The sequence below is a fragment of the Cupriavidus sp. 05N38 genome (assembly GCF_056397345.1).
The window spans coordinates 49737-70388 of the sequence record NZ_JBFTNF010000027.1 but is presented as its reverse complement, the minus strand read 5'-3'; the positions used below and the strand labels follow the sequence as shown (position 1 = coordinate 70388).

The 20652-nt window shown below is 69.5% G+C and carries 17 protein-coding genes; 6 read left to right on the top strand and 11 right to left on the bottom strand.

Annotation, left to right across the window (positions count from 1 at the left end; genetic code table 11):
* Nucleotides 1-20: 20 nt before the first annotated feature.
* The 5 genes from garL to AC1DK4_RS19945 form a co-directional block, all read right to left on the bottom strand.
* Complete coding sequence (garL, locus tag AC1DK4_RS19965) at nucleotides 21-812, bottom strand: 2-dehydro-3-deoxyglucarate aldolase (protein WP_441615233.1); 792 nt, start codon at nucleotides 810-812, stop codon at nucleotides 21-23.
* Nucleotides 813-866: 54 nt separating this feature from the next.
* Nucleotides 867-2423, bottom strand: a complete 1557-nt coding sequence (locus AC1DK4_RS19960) for a UxaA family hydrolase (RefSeq protein WP_441615235.1) — start codon at nucleotides 2421-2423, stop codon at nucleotides 867-869.
* A gap of 131 nt (nucleotides 2424-2554) precedes the next feature.
* A complete protein-coding gene (locus tag AC1DK4_RS19955; RefSeq protein ID WP_441615237.1) occupies nucleotides 2555-2926 on the bottom strand; it encodes a 5-carboxymethyl-2-hydroxymuconate Delta-isomerase in 372 nt (123 codons plus the stop codon).
* 42 nt (nucleotides 2927-2968) lie between these two features.
* Nucleotides 2969-4063 (bottom strand): malate/lactate/ureidoglycolate dehydrogenase, encoded by a 1095-nt coding sequence (locus tag AC1DK4_RS19950; protein ID WP_441615239.1) that lies wholly within the window; start codon nucleotides 4061-4063, stop codon nucleotides 2969-2971.
* A gap of 162 nt (nucleotides 4064-4225) precedes the next feature.
* Nucleotides 4226-5170 (bottom strand): Bug family tripartite tricarboxylate transporter substrate binding protein, encoded by a 945-nt coding sequence (locus AC1DK4_RS19945; RefSeq protein WP_441615426.1) that lies wholly within the window; start codon nucleotides 5168-5170, stop codon nucleotides 4226-4228.
* Nucleotides 5171-5598: 428 nt separating this feature from the next.
* Between AC1DK4_RS19945 and AC1DK4_RS19940 the strand changes: the two genes are divergently transcribed.
* The 5 genes from AC1DK4_RS19940 (at nucleotide 5599) to AC1DK4_RS19920 (ending at nucleotide 11716) form a co-directional block, all read left to right on the top strand.
* A complete protein-coding gene (locus AC1DK4_RS19940) occupies nucleotides 5599-7290 on the top strand; it encodes a thiamine pyrophosphate-binding protein (protein WP_441615240.1) in 1692 nt (563 codons plus the stop codon).
* Nucleotides 7291-7443: 153 nt separating this feature from the next.
* Nucleotides 7444-8877: an FAD-binding oxidoreductase gene (locus AC1DK4_RS19935; protein ID WP_441615242.1), complete on the top strand. Its 1434-nt coding sequence runs from the start codon at nucleotides 7444-7446 to the stop codon at nucleotides 8875-8877.
* Nucleotides 8878-8958: 81 nt separating this feature from the next.
* Nucleotides 8959-9963: a Bug family tripartite tricarboxylate transporter substrate binding protein gene (locus AC1DK4_RS19930; protein WP_477131727.1), complete on the top strand. Its 1005-nt coding sequence runs from the start codon at nucleotides 8959-8961 to the stop codon at nucleotides 9961-9963.
* A 55-nt stretch (nucleotides 9964-10018) separates the two neighbouring features.
* Nucleotides 10019-11092: an Ldh family oxidoreductase gene (locus AC1DK4_RS19925; protein WP_441615245.1), complete on the top strand. Its 1074-nt coding sequence runs from the start codon at nucleotides 10019-10021 to the stop codon at nucleotides 11090-11092.
* An 84-nt stretch (nucleotides 11093-11176) separates the two neighbouring features.
* Nucleotides 11177-11716 (top strand): MgtC/SapB family protein, encoded by a 540-nt coding sequence (locus tag AC1DK4_RS19920; RefSeq protein WP_441615247.1) that lies wholly within the window; start codon nucleotides 11177-11179, stop codon nucleotides 11714-11716.
* A gap of 24 nt (nucleotides 11717-11740) precedes the next feature.
* Here the strand turns inward: AC1DK4_RS19920 and AC1DK4_RS19915 are convergent, their stop codons facing one another.
* From AC1DK4_RS19915 to AC1DK4_RS19905, 3 genes are all read right to left on the bottom strand, one after another.
* A complete protein-coding gene (locus AC1DK4_RS19915) occupies nucleotides 11741-12547 on the bottom strand; it encodes an IclR family transcriptional regulator (protein ID WP_441615249.1) in 807 nt (268 codons plus the stop codon).
* Between the two features lie 34 nt (nucleotides 12548-12581).
* A complete protein-coding gene (locus tag AC1DK4_RS19910; protein WP_441615251.1) occupies nucleotides 12582-14156 on the bottom strand; it encodes a class I adenylate-forming enzyme family protein in 1575 nt (524 codons plus the stop codon).
* 151 nt (nucleotides 14157-14307) lie between these two features.
* On the bottom strand, nucleotides 14308-15912 hold the full coding sequence (locus AC1DK4_RS19905) for a methyl-accepting chemotaxis protein (protein WP_441615253.1): 1605 nt from the start codon (nucleotides 15910-15912) through the stop codon (nucleotides 14308-14310).
* 309 nt (nucleotides 15913-16221) lie between these two features.
* Here AC1DK4_RS19905 and AC1DK4_RS19900 point away from each other — a divergent pair, with 309 nt between their 5' ends.
* Entirely contained in the window at nucleotides 16222-18111 is a 1890-nt protein-coding gene (locus AC1DK4_RS19900; protein ID WP_441615254.1) for an EAL domain-containing protein, read from the top strand.
* On the opposite strand, the gene AC1DK4_RS19895 is transcribed toward AC1DK4_RS19900, so the two are convergent.
* The 3 genes from AC1DK4_RS19895 to AC1DK4_RS19885 all read right to left on the bottom strand — a co-directional run bounded on the left by AC1DK4_RS19895 (nucleotide 18083) and on the right by AC1DK4_RS19885 (nucleotide 20579).
* Nucleotides 18083-18811, bottom strand: coding sequence for a response regulator transcription factor (locus AC1DK4_RS19895; protein WP_441615256.1), 729 nt, complete (start codon nucleotides 18809-18811; stop codon nucleotides 18083-18085). The genes AC1DK4_RS19900 and AC1DK4_RS19895 overlap by 29 nt on opposite strands.
* Before the next feature lie 514 nt (nucleotides 18812-19325).
* Nucleotides 19326-19478 carry a hypothetical protein gene (locus AC1DK4_RS19890; RefSeq protein ID WP_441615258.1) on the bottom strand — a complete coding sequence of 51 codons (153 nt, stop codon included), beginning with the start codon at nucleotides 19476-19478 and terminating at the stop codon, nucleotides 19326-19328.
* 75 nt (nucleotides 19479-19553) lie between these two features.
* On the bottom strand, nucleotides 19554-20579 hold the full coding sequence (locus tag AC1DK4_RS19885) for an aldo/keto reductase (RefSeq protein WP_477131726.1): 1026 nt from the start codon (nucleotides 20577-20579) through the stop codon (nucleotides 19554-19556).
* Nucleotides 20580-20652 lie beyond the last annotated feature (73 nt).

The following is a 20652-nucleotide window of genomic DNA, read 5'->3' as shown; positions in this document are numbered from 1 at the left end:
CGTCAGGTTGTTGCCGTGCCTCAGGCGGCGAAGCGGTCGCGCAGCGCCTGCGTGGCATTGCGGAAGATATTCTGGTCCAGGCCCACCGCCACGAAGGCCGCGCCCATGTCGAGATAGCGGCGCGCGTCGGCTTCCACCGGGGTCAGCGTACCCACGGCCTTGCCGGCCTGCCTGGCGGCCTCGAAGATGCGAGCCACCTGCGCCTGCACTTCGGGGTGGTTCGGGTTRCCGAGGTGCCCGCAGGCAGCAGCCAGGTCGGATGGCCCGATGAATATGCCATCCACGCCATCCACCGCGCAGATTGCCTCCACCGCGTCCACGCCTTTCTGGCTCTCGATCTGCACCAGCACGCAGATATTGTCGTTGATCTGGCTGAAGTACTCCGGCACGGTACCGTAGCGGTTGCTGCGCTGGACCATCGACACGCCGCGCACGCCGGCTGGCGGGTAGCGCGTGGCGCTGACCGCGCGCGCGGCCTGCTCGGCGCTTTCCACGAACGGGATCAGGAAATTATAGAAGCCGATATCCAGCAGGCGCTTCATCAGCACCGGGTCGTTCACGGGCGGGCGCACCACCGGCGCGCTCACGCTGCCTTGCAGGGCCATCAGCTGCGGGATGAAGGTCAGCACGTCGTTGGGCGAATGCTCGCCGTCGAGCAGCAGCCAGTCGAAGCCGGCCAGGCCCAGGATCTCGGTGGTGGTGGCGTTGCCCAGCGAGCACCAGCAGCCGATCAGGCGCTTGCGCGCCAGGATGTCGGCGCGGAAGCGGTTGGGCAGGGGGGAGGGCAGCAGCGAGTTTGGCAGCGATGGCATGAGGGCAATGTTTCCTGGATCAGTAGGTGCGATAGGGGGCCGCCGGGCGGGGCGTCAGCCGGTGATGCCGATTTGCCACGGCGCGAATTCGTGGTCGCCCAGGCCGAGCAGCTCGCTCTTGGTGCGCAGCCCCGAGGCCGCGGCGAGAATCTGCGCGAAGATCCGCTCGCCCATCTGCCCGATGGTCGCGGTGCCGTCGAGGATCTCGCCGCAGTTGATGTCCATGTCTTCCTCCAGCCGGCGGTACATCGGCGAATTGGTGGCGAGCTTGAGCGAGGGCACCGGCTTGGCGCCGAACATCGAGCCGCGGCCGGTGGTGAAGCAGATCAGGTTGGCGCCGCTGGCGATCTGGCCGGTAGCGGAAACCGGGTCGAAGCCAGGCGAATCCATGAAGACAAAGCCCTTCTGCGTGATGGGCTCGGCATAGCGGTACACGCCCATCAGCGGCCCGGTGCCGCCTTTCATGGATGAACCCAGCGATTTCTCGAAGATATTGGCCAGCCCGCCGGCCTGGTTGCCCGGGCTCACGCGGCCGTTGATCTGCACGTCGCGGCCGACGGCGTAGACATCCTTCCACCAGCGGATGCGTTCGACCAGTTTCTCGCCCACCTCGCGGCTGGCCGCGCGGCGCGTCAGCGTGTGCTCCACGCCGTAGATCTCCGGCGTCTCGGACAGGATCGCGGTGCCGCCGTGGCGCACCAGGATATCCATGGCCGCGCCCAGTGCCGGGTTGGCGGTGATCGAAGAGAAGCTGTCCGAGCCGCCGCACTGCAGCCCGATGCTCAGATGGCTGGCCGACACGGGCTGGCGCGCCACGCGGTTGGCATCGGGCAGCAGTGACTGCACCGCGGCCACGCCGGCGGCGATGGTCTTGCGGGTGCCGCCGGTGTCCTGCATGGTGAAGGCGTGCAGGCGCGGGCCGGTTTCCAGCCCTTCTGCCTTGAGCAGGGCATTCACCTGGTTGCGCTCGCAGCCCAGTCCCACCACCAGCACCGCGGCCAGGTTGGGGTGGCGCATATAGCCGGCCAGGGTCCGCTGCAGCATGGCCATCGGCTCGCCGCTCATTTCCATGCCGCAGCCGGTGCTGTGGGCAAAGGCCACCACGCCGTCCACATTGGGGTAGCCGGCCAGGCGCTCAGGCGTGAACCACTCGGCGATCTTGTGCACCACGGTGGCGGAGCAGTTGACGGTGGCCACCACGCCGATGAAGTTGCGCGTGGCCACCCGGCCGTCGTCGCGCACGATGCCGTCGAAGGTGGCCTGCTCGGCCTCGGGCAGCATGGCCACGGGAACGAAATCGCGCGCGTGCGCATAGTCGCGGTCGAACTCGCGGAATTCGATATTGTGGCCGGACACCAGGGTGCCCGGCGCGATATCGGCGCCGGCAAAACCGATCGTCGTGTTGTACTTCAGGATCGGCTCGCCCCTGGCGATCGGGCGCGCGGCGATCTTGTAGCCGGCCGGCACCTGGCTGCGGATGGTGAAGGCCTCGCCCGGCACGGGCATGCCGATGCCGAGCTCGGTGCGGGCGATCAGCACATTGTCCTGCGCATGCAGGCGGATCACCGGGGCGGCGGGGGCGTGCGGGGCGGCTTGGCTGGTGGCGGTCACTGCGTCTCCTGTGGGCGTCTTCACTGATTGTCTGCGTGGCCCTTCGTTGCAGCCGTGCCGCGCGCCCCGGGGGCAGGCATGCGGCACGGCCCCGAGGCCATCGGTGCTGCGTTCTTTCCCGCGGTGCGGGGCTACTTGCCCTCTACGACCTGCTTGGCGAAGCTGGCGCGTTCCATTTCCACCACGTCCACGCTGACCTGCACGCCTTCGCCGGACTGGTCGCGGCGAACCTGTTCAGCGATCACCTCGCAGATCGCCTTGGCGAGCGCCTGCCGCACCGCCAGCTCGCGGCCGTCGAGGATGCGCAGCGTCGCGTGCACGAAGGCGCGCTCGCGCGCCTCGGTGCCCTGGCGGAACGAAGTCAGCACGATGCAGCGCGACTTGATGTCCGCCTCGCCGAACTGGCCGGAATCCAGCAGGGCGGCGTTGGCCTGGTCCATCAGCTCTTCCTGGGAGCAGGCCAGCCGGGTGTTTTCGGTGATTTCGATGGTGAGATGCGGCATGGGGCTCCGGATGATGGTTGGCTGGATGGGAGCGCGCTGCGCTCAATGCGCCGCGAGGCGCGACAGCGCGCCGGGCGATTCGCCGCGCGCGGCCTGCACGCGGGCCGCGGCGTCGTCGAGTTGCGCCAGCGTGCCGCTGTCGATGGGAATGAATTCGGCGCGGGCGCGGCGCCAGGCGCGCTCGGGCTCGCCGGGCAGCAAGATGGCGTCGGTGCCGGGCTGCAGCGGCGAGGAGCGGATCCAGTCGACGAAAGCCTGCACCTCATGACCGAAGGTGGTGCTGCTGCCCAGCCGCGCGGGATCGAACACGATGGCCAGCATATTGTTCCAGACCGCATGCTCGTGGGTCAGCGTCTCGGGGCGGATGGTATGCCCGCCGGTGACCGCGGCGCCGAGCAGCTCGCACATCACCGCCAGCACATAGCCCTTGTGTTCGCCGAAGGAGCGCAGCGCGCCCTGCGCTTCGCCAGCGGGCGGGAACATCACGGCAGGATCGTCGGTGGGATGGCCTGCGGCATCCAGCAGGCTGCCCGGTGGCACCTGCACGCCCTTGTTGTTGGCCACGCGCACCTTGCCCAGCGCGATCGCGCTGGTGGCGAAGTCCATCACCAGCGGCTCGGCCCCCGCCACGGGCACGCCGACGGTGAAGGGGTTGGTGCCGTAGCGCGCCTCGTAGCCGCCATGCGGCGCCACGATGGGCTTGGACAACACGTTGACGAAGTGGATCGAGATCATGCCCGCGGCGGCAGCCTGCTCGGCCCAGTGGCCGACCCGGCCAAGGTGGTGCGAGCGGCGCAGCCCCAGCACGCACACGCCGTGCTCGCGCGCGCGGTCGATGGCCAGGGCCATCGCTTCCTCGGTCACCGCCTGGCCCATGCCGCGGTTGCCGTCCAGGCTGAGGATGCCGCCGGCCTCGTGCACCACGCTCACGTGCTGGTTGAGCTGGAGCTGCTCGCCCAGCCACGACAGTACGTACTTGGGGATCATGCCCACGCCGTGCGAATCGTGCCCGGACAGGTTGGCGCCGACCAGATGGTCGGCGGTCAGGCGGGCTTCGCGCGCGTCGGAGCCGGCGGCAAGCCAGAGGTCGGTCACCCACTGGTGCAGGGCGGCGGTCGGGATACGGTGTTCACTCATGGGATCAATGGGATCAGGTAGCGTGAATAAGCGTGCGGGGGGAGGCCGGCGCAGGCAACGGCAGGGCAGGGGTCAGGCAAGTGCGGCCACCATCATAAGCCGCCGGGCCCCGCTTGGGTACCCGGCATTCGGAGCGAGTCATGCACAAACCAGTCCACTGCATCATTCTGGCCGGATGTCGGCGCTCTTGATCAGCTTTGCCCATTTCGCCACTTCGCTCTTCTGGAATGCGCCCAGTTCCGCCGGGCCCGCGCCGGACGGCTCGATGCCCAGCGTGGCGAAGCGCGCGCGCATCTCCGGTTCCTGGATGATCTTGCCGATGTCGGCGCCGAGCCGGTTGACGATGGGCTGCGGCGTGCCGGCCGGGGCGAACACCGCCTGCCAGGACACGATCTCGTAGCCGGCCAGCCTGGGCCCGCCCGCCTCGGCGATGGTCGGTACGTCGGGCAGTTCGCGCGAGCGCTTGCCCGCCGTGGTGGCCAGCGCACGGAACTTGCCAGCCTGGATCATCGGCATGGCGGCCACGCTGTTCTCGAACAGTACGTCGACCTGGCTGCCCAGCAGGGCCTGCACCGCCGGTCCGCTGCCTTTGTATGGCACATGGAGCAGCTTCACGCCCGCCATGGTGGAGAACAGCTCGCCGGCGAGGTGCTGGGAGGTACCGTTGCCTGCCGAACCGAACGAAACGGTGCCCGGCTTGGCCCTGGCCGCGGCGATCACGTCCTGCACGCTCTTCCAGGGACTGCTGGTGTTGACCACCAGCAGGTTGGGCAGCGTGCCGATCAGCGCCACCGGCTTGAAGTCCTTGATCGGGTCATAGGGCATCTTGGGATACAGGCTCACATTGATCGAGTGCGAGCTGATGGTGCCGCCGACCAGCGTATAGCCGTCCGGCGCGGCCTTGGCGACATAGTCCGAGCCGATATTGCCGCCAGCGCCGGCGCGGTTCTCCACCACCACCGGCTGGCCGATCATCTGCGACAGGCGCTGGCCGATCAGGCGGCCCAGCACATCGGTGGTGCCGCCCGCGGCGAAGGGCACCACGTAGTTGACGGGCTTGGTGGGCCAGGCATCCTGCGCATGGGCCGGGCCGGCCATGGCCAGCATGCCGAGGGTGCCGAGCGCACCCAGCGCGCAGCGCCACAAGGTTTGCGCACGGTGCGGGCCGGCCGGGGTTGCCGCGTGGGAACGGGCCGGCCGGAGGGGCCGAAGGTACATGGGCATATCCTGGTCTCCTGACTTCGTTGTCTGGCATCCTCCTTTCCGCTGCCGGCCGCGCACCGCTATGATCAGGCAGGCGGCGCATGGGGCAGGGCGGGATCGCCTTGGCCACAATCTACACGCGCGCGGGATCGTCCAGCCTTGCGTTTTACGCATAGCAGAAATGCGCCTTATGCCAGGCGCGCAAGGCGGGGCGGCCATAACAATCGCTACATTGCCCGCCGCGCTGCTGCCCACTGCTTGCCGCGCCGCAACACCGGCCCCCCGTGCCGCCAGGCCCCGAACCGACTGCAGTGCACCAATTCAAGATCGACATGACCAATACTCCTGCTGCTGCCACCGCGTCCCCTAACCCCGCGCCTGCCCGTACCGGCGGCCGCGTCCTGGTGGATGCCCTGCGCATCCATGGTGCCGAGCGCATCTTCTGCGTGCCGGGCGAGAGCTTCCTCGACGTGCTCGACGCCCTGCATGACCAGCCGGCCATCGACCTGATCGTCTGCAAGCACGAGGGCGCCGCCGCCAACATGGCCGAGGCCGACGGCAAGCTCACCGGCCGTCCGGGCATCTGCTTCGTCACGCGCGGCCCGGGCGCCACCCATGCCAGCATCGGCGTGCATATCGCCGCCCAGGACTCCACGCCCATGCTGCTGTTCGTCGGCCAGATCGCGCGCGGCCACAAGGGGCGCGAGGCATTCCAGGAAGTGGACTACGGCGCCATGTTCGGCTCCATCGCCAAGTGGGTGGTGGAGATCGAGGATCCCGCGCGCATCCCGGAACTGGTGGCGCGCGCGTTTCGCTGCGCCACATCGGGCCGCCCCGGGCCGGTGGTGATCTCGCTGCCCGAGGACGTGCTGGACGGCCTGTGCGAGGTTGCCGACACCGCGCCCTACCAGCCGGCCGTAGCCGCGCCGCGCGCGGCCGATGCCGATGCCCTCGGCGCGCTGCTGGCAGGCGCGCAGCGCCCGCTCGTGATCGCCGGCGGCGCCAACTGGACCGCCCAGGCAGCGGCGGACTTCGCCGCCTTCGTGCAGCGCTGGGACCTGCCGGTGGCATGCGCGTTCCGCCGCCAGGACGTGTTCGACAACCGCGATCCGCACTATGTGGGTCACCTGAGCCTGGGGGTGAATCCCGCGCTGGCCGAGCGCGTGCGCACCGCCGACGTCATCCTCGCCTTCGGCACGCGCCTGGGCGATATCGCCACCGACGGCTACACCCTGCTGGATGTGCCCACGCCGCGTCAGCGCCTGATCCATGTGCATGCCGACAGCGCCGAGCTTGGCCGCGTCTACCAGCCCGAACTGGCCATCCAGGCCGGCATCGGGCCCGGCGCCGCCATGCTGGCCGCGCTGCCGGCACCCGCGAGCGTGGCCTGGGGCGACTGGACCGGCGCCGCGCGCGCCGCGCACATAGCCTTCGTCATGCCGGGCAAGCCGCACCCGGAACTCAGTGGCGTGGACATGACCGCCGTGGTCGATCATCTCAACCAGACCCTGCCGGCCGATGCCGTGCTCAGCAACGGCGCGGGCAACTACACGGTCTGGCTGCACCGCTACTATGCCTACCGCCAGCCGCGCACGGAGCTCGCGCCGACTTGCGGCGCCATGGGCTACGGCCTGCCCGCGGCCATCGCCGCCAAGCTGCGCGACCCGCAGCGCACGGTGGTGTGCTTTGCCGGCGACGGCTGCTTCCTGATGTACCCACAGGAGATCGCCACGGCCGCCGCCTACGGCGCCAACCTGATCGTGGTGCTGGTCAACAACGGCATGTACGGCACCATCCGCATGCACCAGGAAAAACGCTATCCGGGCCGCGTCAGCGGCACCGATATTCCCAGCCCGGATTTCGTGGCGATGGCGCAGTCCTGCGGCGCCTGGGCCGAGCGCGTGACGCGCACGGAAGACTTCGCCGCGGCATTCGAGCGGGCCCGGGCGGCAGGCAAGCCGGCGGTGCTCGAGCTGACGACCGACCCGCGCCAGATCACGCCGGCCATGCGCATCGCGGGTTGAGGACGGCGGCGCTGCCTGGCCGCGAGAGCGCTCCCGGCCAGCGGTCCCCGGACCTGCAAAAGACATAAGACCGAAGACCGAAGACCGAAGATACAAGACGCATCACATAAGACGCATCACATAAGACAGACGACGAGAAACAGGAGACACAGCATGACCGAAGCCACGCTGGACGGCCTGCGCAGCCGGTTCTCCGGCCGCCTGCTGACCGCGCCCGACGACACCGCGCCCTTCCTGACYGACTGGCGCCGCAACTTCACCGGCCGCGCGCTGGCCGTGGCGCAACCGGATACGACGGCAGACGTGGCGGCCATCGTGCGGTGGTGCGCGGCGCTTGGCGTGCCGCTGGTGCCGCAGGGCGGCAATACCGGCATGGTGGGGGGCGCGGTACCCGATGGCGACGGTCGTGCCCTGGTGCTGTCCACCGCCCGGCTGAACCGCATCCGCGACATCGATCCGCTCAACAACACGCTGACCGCCGAGGCCGGCTGCATCCTGGCCAATGTCCAGCAGGCAGCGCAGGAGGCGGACCGCCTGTATCCGCTGTCGCTCGGCGCCGAAGGCAGTTGCACCATCGGCGGCAACCTCGCCAGCAATGCCGGCGGCGTGCAGGTGCTGCGTTACGGCAACACGCGCGAGCTGTGCCTGGGCCTGGAAGTGGTGACGCCCGACGGCGAGATCTGGGACGGCCTGCGCGGCCTGCGCAAGGACAACACCGGCTACGACCTGAAGCAGCTCTTCATCGGCGCGGAAGGCACGCTCGGCGTGATCACCGCCGCCACCCTGAAGCTCTATCCGCGTCCGGCCGCGCGCATGACCGCGCTGGCCGCCGTGAGCGACCCGCACGCGGCGCTGCGCCTGCTTGAACTGGCCCAGCGCCGCCTGGCCGCCACGCTGACCGCCTTCGAACTGATGAGCGGCGCCTGCATGGCGCTGGTGGCGCAGTATTTTCCCGACTGCCGCGCACCGTTCGACCAGGACCATCCGTGGTACGTGCTGCTTGAAAGCAGCGATCCGCACAGCGAGGGGCACGCCACGCAGGCCTTCGGCGAGCTGATGGAAGAAGCGTTCGAAGCCGGCATCGTGGCGGACGCCGCCATCGCCGCCTCGCTGGCGCAGTCCGACGGGCTCTGGCGCATCCGCCACCATTTGCCCGAGGCGCAGTCGATGGATGGGGGCGACAACATCAAGCACGATATCTCGGTGCCCATCTCGGCCATCGCGACGTTCATCGAGCGTACCAGCGCCGAGATCGTGGCGGCCCATCCGGGCGCACGCGTACTGGCCTTCGGCCACCTCGGCGACGGCAACCTGCATTACAACGTCAGTGCGCCGCGCGGCGTGCCGCAGGCGCCATTCGTGCAGGCCAGCGGCGCGGCCATCAGCGCGCTGGTGTATGAGGCTGTGGATCGCGTGCGCGGCTCGCTCTCGGCCGAGCACGGCATCGGCCAGCTCAAGGTCGACAAGAACGCGCACTACAAGTCCGCGGTCGAGATGGCCCTGATGCAGAAGATCAAGCACGCACTGGACCCGCACGGCCTGATGAACCCGGGCCGGCTGCTGCCGCCGCCCGACGCGCAGTACTGAGCAACGAAGAAAGCCCGGCAAGCCCGAAAAAAACAAGATCACCAAGATCGACAGAATCAACTAGGTCAAGAGGAGACATAGATGCAAGATGCGAAGCTCAAGCGCGGCCGCCGCCCGATGCTGCTGGCCCTGGCCGCGCTGGCCGCCACCACCGTCTGCGGCGTGCTGCCCGCGCAGGCCGAGACCTGGCCGTCCAAGCCGATCCGCCTGATCGTGCCGTTCRCCGCCGGCGGCAATACCGACATCGTGGCGCGCCTGGTCGCGCGCGACCTGCAAAAGGCGCTCGGACAGCCGGTGGTGGTGGAGAACCGTCCCGGCGCATCGGGCAATATCGGCGCCGACATGGTCGCCAAGTCCGCCCCGGACGGCTATACGCTGCTGATGGGCACGGTCGGTACCAACGCCATCAACGCCAGCTTCTACCGCAAGATGCCCTATGACACGGTCAAGGACTTCGCCGCGGTGGCGATGATCGCCTCGGTGCCGAATATCCTCGTGGTCAATCCCGGCGTGCCCGCCAACAACGTCAAGGAACTCACCCAGTACGTCAAGCAGGCCAACGGCAAGACCACCTTTGCCTCGTCCGGCACCGGCACTTCGATCCACCYGTCGGGCGAGCTGTACAAGGTCATGACCGGTGTCTCGATGGTGCACGTGCCCTACAAAGGCAGCGCCCCTGCGGTGACCGACCTGATGGGCGGCCAGGTGCAGCTGATGTTCGACAACGCGCCGACCTCGCTGCCCTTCGTCAAGGCCGGCAAGCTCAAGGCGCTGGCGGTCACCGGAGCGCACCGCATGAGCGCGCTGCCCAAGGTGCCCACCATGGAGGAAGCCGGGTTGCCGGGCTTTATCACCGGCTCATGGTTTGGCGTGTTCGCGCCGGCCCGCACGCCGCGCGAGATCGTGACCCGCCTGAGCGACATCATCATGGCCGCCTCGGCCCGGCCCGATTTCCGCGAAGCGCTGGTGACCGCCGGCGCCGATCCGGATCCGAAACCCGCGGCCGAGTTCCAGGCCTTCTCGCTGGCGGAGAAGGTCCGCTGGGAGAAAGTCGTCAAGGCCGCCGGCGTGTCGGTGGACGAATAAGCAGGACACCGGCGCGCGGCGCCGGGCGCAGAACTTCATCGAGGAACCCTTCAACATGAGCAATCCAGCCCCAGCCACTTCGCGACACGACGCCACCGCACTGCGGCTCATGGCGCAGGCCATGTTCGTGCGCGCCGGCATGCCGGAAGACCGCGCGGCCGATGTCGCCGCCATCCTGATCGAAGCCGACCTGATGGGGCACGACACCCACGGCCTGCAACTGCTGCCGACCTACCTGGCGGAGATAGAAAGCGGCAGCATGGCCGTCAACGAAGACTACGAGGTGATCTCCGAGCGCGCCGCCGTTGCCACCTGGGACGGCAAGCGCCTGCCCGGGCCCTGGCTGACCCTGCGCGCGATGGAGAGCGCGATGGCGCGCGCGCGCGACTACGGCACCGGGACCGTTACCATCCGCCGCTCGCACCATATCGCCTGCCTGGCCGCCTACCTCGAGCGCGCCACGCAGGCAGGCCTGGTCATGCTGCTGTTCTCGTCGGCGCCGGGCGCCGCCACGGTGGCGCCGTTCGGCGGCACCCGCCCGATATTCTCGCCGAGCCCGCTGGCGGTCGGTTTCCCGACGCCGCAAGGTCCGGTGCTGATCGATGTTTCCACCTCCATCACTACCAACGGCCTCACCGGGCGCCTGTACAAGGAAGGCAAGCGCCTGCCGCATCCCTGGCTGATCGACGAGCACGGCAATGCCAGCGACGACCCGGCGGTGCTGTTTCCCCCGCATGCCGGGTCGATCCTGCCGCTGGGCGGGCTCGATGCCGGGCACAAGGGCTTTGCCCTCTCGCTGATGGTGGAGTCGCTGACCGCCGGCCTGAGCGGCCATGGCCGCGACGACCCGGGCAAGCGCTGGGGCAATACGGTATTCCTGCAGATTCTGGACCCCGCCGCCTTTGCCGGCGAGGAAGCCTTCGCCACGCAAATGGGCTGGGTGGCGCGCGCCTGCACCGACAACCCGCCGCGGCCCGGCGTCGACCGCGTGCGCCTGCCGGGGCAGGGCGCGCTGGAGCGCAAGACGCGCCAGCTGCGCGATGGCGTGGCGCTCAATCCGGCGATCCTGCCGCAACTGGCACCGTGGCTGGAAAAGTACGGGATGGCGGCGCCCGAGGCACTGGCCTGACGCCGGTGTGCTGGCCCCGGGCCGGCGCCTTGCGGTAAGCTCGCGGAAACCAACCTTCGCGCGCCGCCGGTCACCGCCTATCCTATGCAAGCTTTCAGCCTGGATCTGTTCGTCAGACTTCTCTGCGGCCTGCTGTGCGGGGTGTTGATCGGGCTCGACCGCAACCTGCGTGGCAAGGCAGCGGGTGCGCGCACGCTCGGACTGGTCTCCCTTGGCGCGGCTACGGCGGTGTGCCTGGTGACGGTGGCGGGCCATCCTCCCGACGCCATGTCGCGCGTGCTGCAAGGCTTGCTCACGGGGATCGGCTTTCTGGGCGTGGGAGTGATCTCCCGCCACAGTAGTGACGACAAGCCCCAGGGCCTGACCACGGCGGCGGCGATCTGGCTGGCCGCCATCATCGGTGCCGCCTGCGGAGCGGGGTATTTCGCCATCGTGGCGATGGCGCTTGGCCTGGGCCTGGTGCTGCTGCTGGTGGGCGGGCGTTTCGAGCGCACGCTGCACAGGCGGCTGCTGCACGAAGAGGCCGGGTTGCCGCCTACCCCCAAGGTCCATCGCAACGGCGGCGCGCATGCCGACGCGGACGGGCAGAAACGCCAGGCCCCGCCCGGGCTGGACGAGAGCTGAACAGCGCCCGGCGCGGCATTGGCCTCAGCGCGCCTGCGCGCGCAGCGCGGCTTCGATGCCGCGGATGCTCTCTACCAGCAGCGGACGCACCGTTTCCAATAGCATGGCCGCCGGCACGATGGCGGTGGGGCCGCTGCACGACAAGGTCATCGGCGGCAGCGCGGGTCCCGGGCGGAAAGCCGCAGCAATCGAATTGATATCGGGCAGCCACTCGCCAAAGGACGTGGTGCAGCCCAGCCGCTGCACCTCGGTGCGGCTATGCGCGACGATGGCATCGGCGCGCTCGCTGTCGAGTCCGTCCTGCCTGCGGAAGGCGGACAGCGCCTGTTTCTGCTCGGCCGGGGGCAGCGCTTCGAGGTAGGCGCGTCCCGCCGCGGTGGTCAGGCCGGAGATGCGCGTGCCCACCGCGACCCGCAAGGTCAGGTAAGACTCGGACTGGCAGTTCTCGTAGATCAGCATCTGCGCGCGGTCGCGCACGATCAGCGAGGTCACGCCCTGGGACAGGTCGGCCAGTTCCCGCATATACGGCCGCACCACGTCGAGCACGTCCGCGCCTTGCTGCGCCGCGGGCGCCAGGGCCAGCGCGGAGCTGCCCAGCTGGTACTTGGCCTGCTCGGGGTCCAGGCGCAGGTAGCCCAGTTCGGTCAGCGTATGGGTCAGCCGCGATACCGTGGACTTGGGCAAGCCGCAGCGCTGGGCCAGCTCGGCATTGCCAAGTCGCGTCTCGTAGCTGCGGAAACAGGCCAGCACATCGAGGCCACGCGCCAGCGCGGTGACGAAATGCCGGTCTTCCTTTTGCTGGGCGGCATCTTCTGGCAGCGGCGCTTGCATGCGGTATGCCTCGGTTGTCTGTGACGGCGCGTGATCAGCCGGCGCCGGCGAGCATCTCGCGCAGCTTTGCCTTGAGGATCTTGCCGGAGGGCGCGGCCGGCAGGTGGGCCACGATCCTGACCTCCGCCGGCATCTTGTACGGCGACAGGCGTTCGCGCAGGAAGGTACGCAGCGCGGCCTGGTCCAGCGCCATGCCGTCGCGCACCTCGACAAAGGCGATCACTTCCTCGTTGCCTTCCACCGTGCGCCCGACCACGGCCGATTGCAGCACCGCCGGGAACGCGTTGATCGATTGCTCGACTTCTTCCGGATAGACGTTGAAGCCCGAGTGGATGATGATTTCCTTGGACCGCCCCACGATGGAAACGGCACCGTCGGCATCGATGCGCGCCAGGTCGCCGGTATGCAGCCAGCCGTCGGCGTCGATCACCTGCGCGGTGAGGTCGGGGCGGCGATAGTAGCCCTTCATCACGTTCGGGCCGCGCACCAGCAGCTCGCCGCTGCCGTCAGGCAGCGGATCGCCCAGGCGGATTTCCACTTCGGGCACCACGGGGCCCACCGAGCAGTCGCTGCGCGGGGCTTCCACGCGCGTCTGGCATACCGTGGGCGAGGTTTCGGTCATGCCGTAGCCGTTGTGCAGGACGATGCCGAAGCTGCTCTCGAACGCCGACTTGAGCGAAGCCGCCAGCGGCGCGCCGCCGGACTGCGCCATGCGCAGCGCGGGTGCCCGCAGCGGGGTGTCCTGCGCACGGCTCCACTCGATCAGCTTGGCGTACATGGCCGGCACGCCGTGCAGCACGGTGAGTTGCAGGTCGGCGAGCGCATGGGCGAGCTTCTCCGGGCGGAAGCGCGGCTCGTAGAAGACCGTGGCGCCGTTGGACAGCGGCCCGACCAGCAGCACCGACAAGCCGTACACGTGCGAGATCGGCAGCACGCCGTAGATGCGGTCGCCCGGCTGCACGCGCGCCTGCAGGCGGTTGGAGCGGCCAATGAACATCAGGTTGGCATGGGTGAGCATGACGGCCTTGGAGGCCCCGGTGGTGCCGGTGGTGTAGATCAGCGCGGCGACCTGGTCGCGCGCCGCCGCCTCGACCGGCTCGGCCACGGCATTCTGGTTCACGGCGCCGGCCAGCAGAGCGCCCGCGTGCGGCCATTGCAGCGGCTGCGCGCCACGCGCCAGGCCGTGCTCGCGCGCTTCGGGGTGGGCGCTGTCGAGGTATAGCGCGACGCGCGCGCCGGCATGCTCGATGATGTTGTCGATCTCGCGCGGCGAGAGGCGGGCGTTGACCGGCACCGCCCACGCATCGAGCGAGCTGAGCGCGAGAATCAGCACCGCGCAGCCCACGCTGTTTTCCGTCACAAGCACCACGCGGTCGCCGCCGCGCACGCCCAGGTCCGCCAGGGAACGCGCGGTTTCGGCGATAGCCCCGTCCAGTTCGCCGTAGCGCAGGGACCGCTCGGCATCCATCAGCGCGACACGCTCGGGGTGGCTGCGGACCCACGGGGCGATGGTCTGGTGCAGGCGGGTGAACGAGGCGGTGGCTTGGGAAGCGTCGGCGCGCGGGGAAACTGCCGGCGCGGGCGCGCCAGACGTGGGGGTGCTGCTCATTGCGGTCTCCGGTAAGGCTTCCGGCGTGGCCGCCGGATTTGTTCGATGGCGGCATACTCCCACCGATCGCCTCGCCCGTCAACTGCACTGTGGAATGACTGTTCTGCAGTGCAGAACAGTCATGATCAGGACAACGATCGGCCGCCGGCCCTCAGAAGCGGAAGCGCGCCACGCCTGCCGACAGCGCCGCGGCCTGCGCATCCAGGCTTGCGGCCTGCTCTGCCACCGCCTCCACCAGGCCGGCGTTCTGCCGGCTGGTCTGGTCCAGTTGCGCCACCGCTTCGCCCACGCCGCGGATGCCGCGGGCCTGCTCGTCGGCCACCCCGCACAGCCGCTCGGCCAGCGCATGGCTCTGGCCTACCGCCTGCTCGATACCGCCCATCGCGCTGACGACCTGCTGGCTTAGCCGCGCGCCGCGCCCGATCTCCGCGGTGGTCTGGGCGATGGTGTCGCGGATCTCGCGTGCCGATGTGGCGCTGCGCTGGGCCAGTCCGCGCACTTCCTGCGCCACCACCGCGAAGCCGCGTCCGGCGGCGCCCGCGCGGGCCGCTTCGACAGCGGCATTGAGCGCGAGGATATTGGTCTGGAAGGCAATGCTCTCGATCACCGACACCATTTCCGCCACGCTGCGCGAATGCCCGTGCACGGCATCCATGGCCCCGCTCATGTCGTTGACCACGGCCATGCCTGCCTCGGTCGCCTGACGTGCAAGGCGCGCCATTTCGCTGGACTCGGTGGCTTGTTCGCGGGCTTGTCCCACCAGGGTGGTCAGGCGGGCGACGCTGTCGGCGGCGGCGGCCAGCGCGCTGGCCTGCATGGCGGTACGGCGCGACAAGTCCTGGTTGCCGCCGGCAATGCCTTCGCTGGTGGCGGCGATCTCCCGCGCGTGATGCTGGATATCCTCCAGCACGCCGGCCAGCTGGTCGCGCATGCGGGCCAGCAGGCTCATCAGGCTGCGCTCGTCGCCACGGCGCAGCGGCACGGCCTGCTGAAGGTCGCCGGAGGCGATGCGGCTGGCGACCCTGGCGGCATCCGCAGGCTCGCCGCCGAGCTCGGACAGCAGCAGGCGCGCGGCGAACCAGGCCAGCGCGGCGGCGGCGCCCAGGCTGGCCAGCAGCATCGCCGCCATCACGGTCTGCGCGCGCAGCTGGCTGGCGGCCACCGCCGCCACGGTAGCCGCGGCCTGGCTTTCCTGCAGCTTGCGCGCGGCCTCGACCACGGTGCCCAGCTTCTGCAGCTGCTCGCCGAGGAAATGGCCGTCCACCGACACAGCGCTGTCGAACTGCAGCGCGTCGAGCGGCTGCTTGCGCAGCAACGCCACATAGTCGCCCAGCAGCCTGGCGGCGGCGTCGCGTTCCTGTTGCAGCGCCGGCGCCTGCCGTGGCGCGGCGGCGCGGACCACCGTCAAGGCCTGGTCAAGCCCGGAGAGGGCGTGTTCGATATCCCTGGCGGCGTCGTCCCGCTCGCTGCCGCTGGTGGCCAGGGTCAGGGCGAGCTGGGCGCGATCCAGCCGCGCCAGTGCCGCCTGGGCGCGTTCGGCGGAAATGGCGCCCTGCATGTCGCGCTGGTAGAGGGTGTCGGTCATCTGCTTGACCGAGCCGAGGCTGAAGATACCTGTCAGCCCGACCGCTGCGCCGAACACGTAGACCAGGGCGAAGGCCGCGCACATGCGCGCGGCGAGCGGCAGCCGGCCAAGGCAGGCGGGCAAGCGCAGGCCCGCGCGGCGCGGGGCCTTCAGTTGGATGGTTTGCGACACTGTGAGGCTCCGATGGACCTGGCGGTCCGCATGCTGACCCTGGGGCACCGCCTTCCAGCCCGGCCAGGCCGGGGCCGCTGGCGGCGGATTCGTTGTGTGCGCATGCTCGGATACCAATGTGACGGAACCATGACATCCCGACACAGCCACAGGGTAATCCCCATTGTCACAATGGTGACATATCGTTGACATGAAATAGGGCCCGCGTCACTTGCGGGGGCCTCGCCGCGCACCGGCCTGTGCGCTTTCCCCCCATTGCGCACCTCAGGCGCCGCGCCGCCCACCCCAACAGGTCTGTCGATTCCGTTCATGCCCAACGCTTCCTCCCTGGCCGGCGTGCCCCTGCCGCGGCTGCGCCTGCCGCCGCTGCATGCTGTGTTCCAGCCCATCGTGACGTTCGGCAGCGGCGAGATACTTGGCTACGAGGCCTTGGTGCGGGGGCCGTCCGGTACGCCGCTGGCGATGCCCGACGCTTTGTTCCGGCTGGCCCGCAACGAAGCCGATACCGTCGAGCTTGAGCTGCAGGCCGCGCGTGCCGCGCTGTCCGGCTGCGCCGCGCTTGACCTGCAGGGCAAGCTGTTCCTCAACTTCAGCGCCACGGCGCTGCGCTACCTGCTGGCCGACGGCGGTCGCGCCATGGCCGCCCTGGTGGCCGGCAACATCGCCCCGGCGCGCGTCGTGATCGAGGTGACCGAGCACGCCCAGATCGAGCATGCCGAGCGCTTCGGCCGGTCCATGGCCGTGCTGCACGAAATGGGCATGCAATACGCGCTGGACGATTTCGGTACCGGCCACGCCAACCTGGATCGGCTGATCCACCTCGCGCCGCACTACATCAAGCTGGACAAGTCGCTGGTGCGGGACATCGGCACCTGCTCGCGCCGCCTCGAGGTGGTGCGCACCGTGCTGGCGCTGGTGGAGGCGCTGGGCGGCGCCGCGATCGCCGAAGGGATCGAGGACGCCGACGAACTGGCGGTGCTGCGCGACCTCGGCGTGCCCTTCGGGCAGGGCTACTATCTCGGTCGCCCGCAGGCGCAGCCGGTGCGCGAAGTCGCGCCGCAAGCGCGCCTGGCGCTGGTATCGAAGCAGATCGCGGTGTTCCCGCAGGCAGTGCGCTCGGCGCGGCCGGGCATGTCCGCAGGCAAGCTGATGCGGCCCGGCCCGGCGGTGCGTCCCGGCACGACCAACAACGAACTGCTGGCCTTGTTCCATGCGCACCCGGAGCTGCACGCGGCGGCCGTGGTCAGCGATGACGACAAGCCGCTCGCCATCGTCAACCGGCATTACTTCATCGACCGCTTTGCCGGGCCGTTCCACCGCGAGCTCTACGGCAGGAAGGATTGCCTGGCCCTGGCCAACCGCGCGCCGCTGTGCTTCGACAAGGGCGCCGGCATCGACGAGATGGCGCAGGCCCTGTCGGGCGAGGACCAGCGTGCGCTGGCCGACGGCTTCATCATCACCGAGCGGGGACGCTACGCCGGCCTGGGCACCGGCGCAGACCTGATCCGCGCGGTCACCGAGATCCGCATGGAGGCGGCGCGCTATGCCAACCCGCTGACCTTCCTGCCCGGCAACATGCCGCTGAACCGGCATATCGACCGGCTGGTCGAGGCCGGAGCGGAGTTCCACGCGTGCTATATCGACCTGAACCACTTCAAGCCCTACAACGACCAGTACGGCTACTGGAAGGGCGACGAAATGCTCAAGGGCGCCGCCGCCTTCCTGGCGCAGGCCTGCGACCCGGTGCGTGATTTCCTCGGCCATGTGGGCGGCGACGATTTCCTGGTGCTGTACCAGAGCCCGGACTGGGAAGCGCGCACGCGCACCGCGATCGCGCGCTTCGACCTGGCCGCGCGCGAGCTCTACTCCGACGCCGATCGCGAGGCCGGCGGCATCCATGGCGAGGACCGGCTGGGCCAGCGTGCGTTCTTTCCCACCGTGACCATGGCCGCCGGCGCGGTGCGCGTGGGGCCGCGGGGGCCATCCGGCCCGCAGGGCATGCCTGGCTTGTGGCGACTGGACAGCAGCCATATCGGCGCGGCCGCGGCCGCGGCCAAGCGCGCGGCCAAGAAAGCCAGCAGCGGCTTTGTGGTGATCGACTTGCGCGAGCTGGCGCGCGACGGGCGTCTCGGCGCCCCGGCGTCCGGGCAGGCGGCAGCCCCCTACCTGGCTAGCCGCGGTGGCGGGCGCGCCTGGTGACGCCGGCCGCCGTTTCCTCCAGCCGGTATCCCTGCCCATAGACGACCGTGATCACCACGCCATTGCCGGGGTGCAGCGCCAGCGTGCGGCGCAGGCGCGAGACCAGGTTTGCCAGCGCCCGCGACGTGGCCGGCAGCCCGTATCCCCAGATCGCGTGCTCGACCTGTGCGTGCGGTATCACGCGCCCCGCACCGGAGAACAGCAGGGCGGCGAGATCGAATTCCTTGGGTGTGAGCTGCAGCCGCCGGCCGCGGAACGTGACCTGGTGCGACAGGTAATCCAGCGTGTAGGGCCCGATCACGACGGCAGGGCCCGGGGCGGGCGCCGGGTCGCGGGCGGCGGTGCGGCGTCGCAGCGCGTGCAGCCGGGCCACCAGCTCGCGCGCCCGCAGCGGACGGATCATATAGTCGTCGGCGCCCGCCTGCAGGGTGTTGACCACCGAATCCTCGTCGCGCCGGTCGGACAGCACCATCACCGGCAGCTCGCCCCGCCACGCCGCGCGCACCGCGCGCACGGCCTGCACCGCGGGCATGTCGGCCAGTTCGTGGTCGATCAGCAAGACGTCGTAGCCGGAGTGGTCGATGCGCTGGAACAGATCCCGGCTGGCGTGATAGGTATGGCAATACATGCCGGCGCGGGACAGGGAATCCGAGAGGGCCTCGGCCTGGACCGAGCGGTCCGCTAGCAGTGCGATCTTCATTGGGATGGGTCCAACTGGCAACTGGCGTTCGGGCAAAGAGGGGGCTGGCGCGCATCCGCCGCCCGGCCAGACGGGCAGCCATGCACTGGGCCGGGACGGGCTCGGGCCTTCCCCGCAAGGCATGCGGGCAGCATAGTCCGGGGCGAGGCCGATAACGTTCAGAGCAATCCGCAAGCGCGAGCGGAGTATTCCCAAGGCAGGCGGCGACGCATCCGGGGCGGCGCCCGATCTCGCCGAGGCCCGCATGGGATTGCTGCGCCGCATTTACATGATTTGTCCGAATCTGCCGCTTTATGTTATCCACAGAATATGTGGATAAAAGGGGGCGGCCCTTGGCGCTGTGCCAATAGCGGCGGATTTGTATCGGACYGCCTAAATTTTGAGCAATCGGCGCGGCGGCCGGTGGCGGCGCAGACCAGCGTCGGCGCCCCGGCATGCGCAGCAGCAATCCGGAGCCATCACGGCGATGCCGTCCGGCCTGAAGCTGGCGAGCCGCTGGCATGGGGGCCGGCGATCATGCGCGGCTGCCCGTCTCGCGCAGCCGCACGATGCGGCGCCGCTTGCCCTGGATGAAGGCGCCGGGATGGCCGGCGGCGTGGCCGGGCAAGTCCACGACGATGACCTCGCCGCCGCTGCCGGGCAGCGCACGGCCATGCGTCAACGGCATCGGCGCCGCGGGCAATGCCTGTTGCGGCCAGGCTTCGACAAAGCCCAGCCGCTGCCGGAACGGGCTGCGGCCCGCTCAGAACGCCGAGATCGGCCGCCCCGTCAACGGATAGTTGGGATCGTTGTAGCCATGCGTGGAGGCATGCCCCGGCCGTACCAGGTCGTCGACCATCGCCTCTTCCGTGGCCGAGACCGCGACGCCCACTGCGCCGAAGTAGTCCTCGAACTGGGCCAGTGTGCGCGGCCCGGCAATCACCGAGCTGACAATGGGATTGGCCAGGACCCATGCCGTGGCGAACTGCCCGAGCTGGAGGCCGCGCCCGTCGGCATGCTGCTTGAGCTTCTGCGCGATGACGAGCGATTCCTCTCGGAACTCGGTCTCCATCATGCGGCGGTCGGCGCGGCCCGCGCGGGAATCCTGCGGCGGCTGCTGGCCGGGCTGGTATTTGCCGGTGAGCACGCCGCGCGCGATCGGGCTGTAGGGCACCACGCCCAGGCCGAAGTGCTGGCAGGCGGGCAGGATTTCCACTTCCGGCATGCGGTTGAGCAGGTTGTAGTAGGGCTGGCATGCCACCGGACGCGGCACGCCCAGTTGGTCGCACWGGCGCACCAGCTCGGCGATGCGCCAGCCGCGGAAGTTGGAGACGGCCCAGTAGCGGATCTTGCCCGCGCGCACCAGATCGCCCATCGCGCGCACCGGCTCTTCCAGGTTCTCGCCGGGGAAGTCGCGGTGCAGGTAGAGGATGTCGAGGTAGTCGGTAGCCAGGCGGCCCAGGCTTTCTTCGGCCTCGCGCAGGATCCACGTGCGCGAGTAGTGCGAGCGGTTGGGCGCGGCGTGCATCGGGTTGCCGAGCTTGCTGGCCAGTACCCAGTCATGGCGGTCGCCGGCCAGCAGCTTGCCGACCATGCGTTCGGAGCCGCCCTTGCTGTAGACATCCGCCGTATCGATGAAATTCACGCCGTGGGCGCGCGCGCTGTCGACGATGCGGCCGGCTTCGGCTTCATCCGTCTGGTCGGCGAACATCATGGTGCCCAGGCACAGGGCGGATACTTTCAGGTTGCTGGCGCCCAGGCGCCGGTACTCCATCTTGAACTCTGACATTGCGGTCTTCCTTGACGATACGGGGTGCGGCGAGGCGAAAAACGCTACAGCTTAACGCCTGCCGCGAAATCCT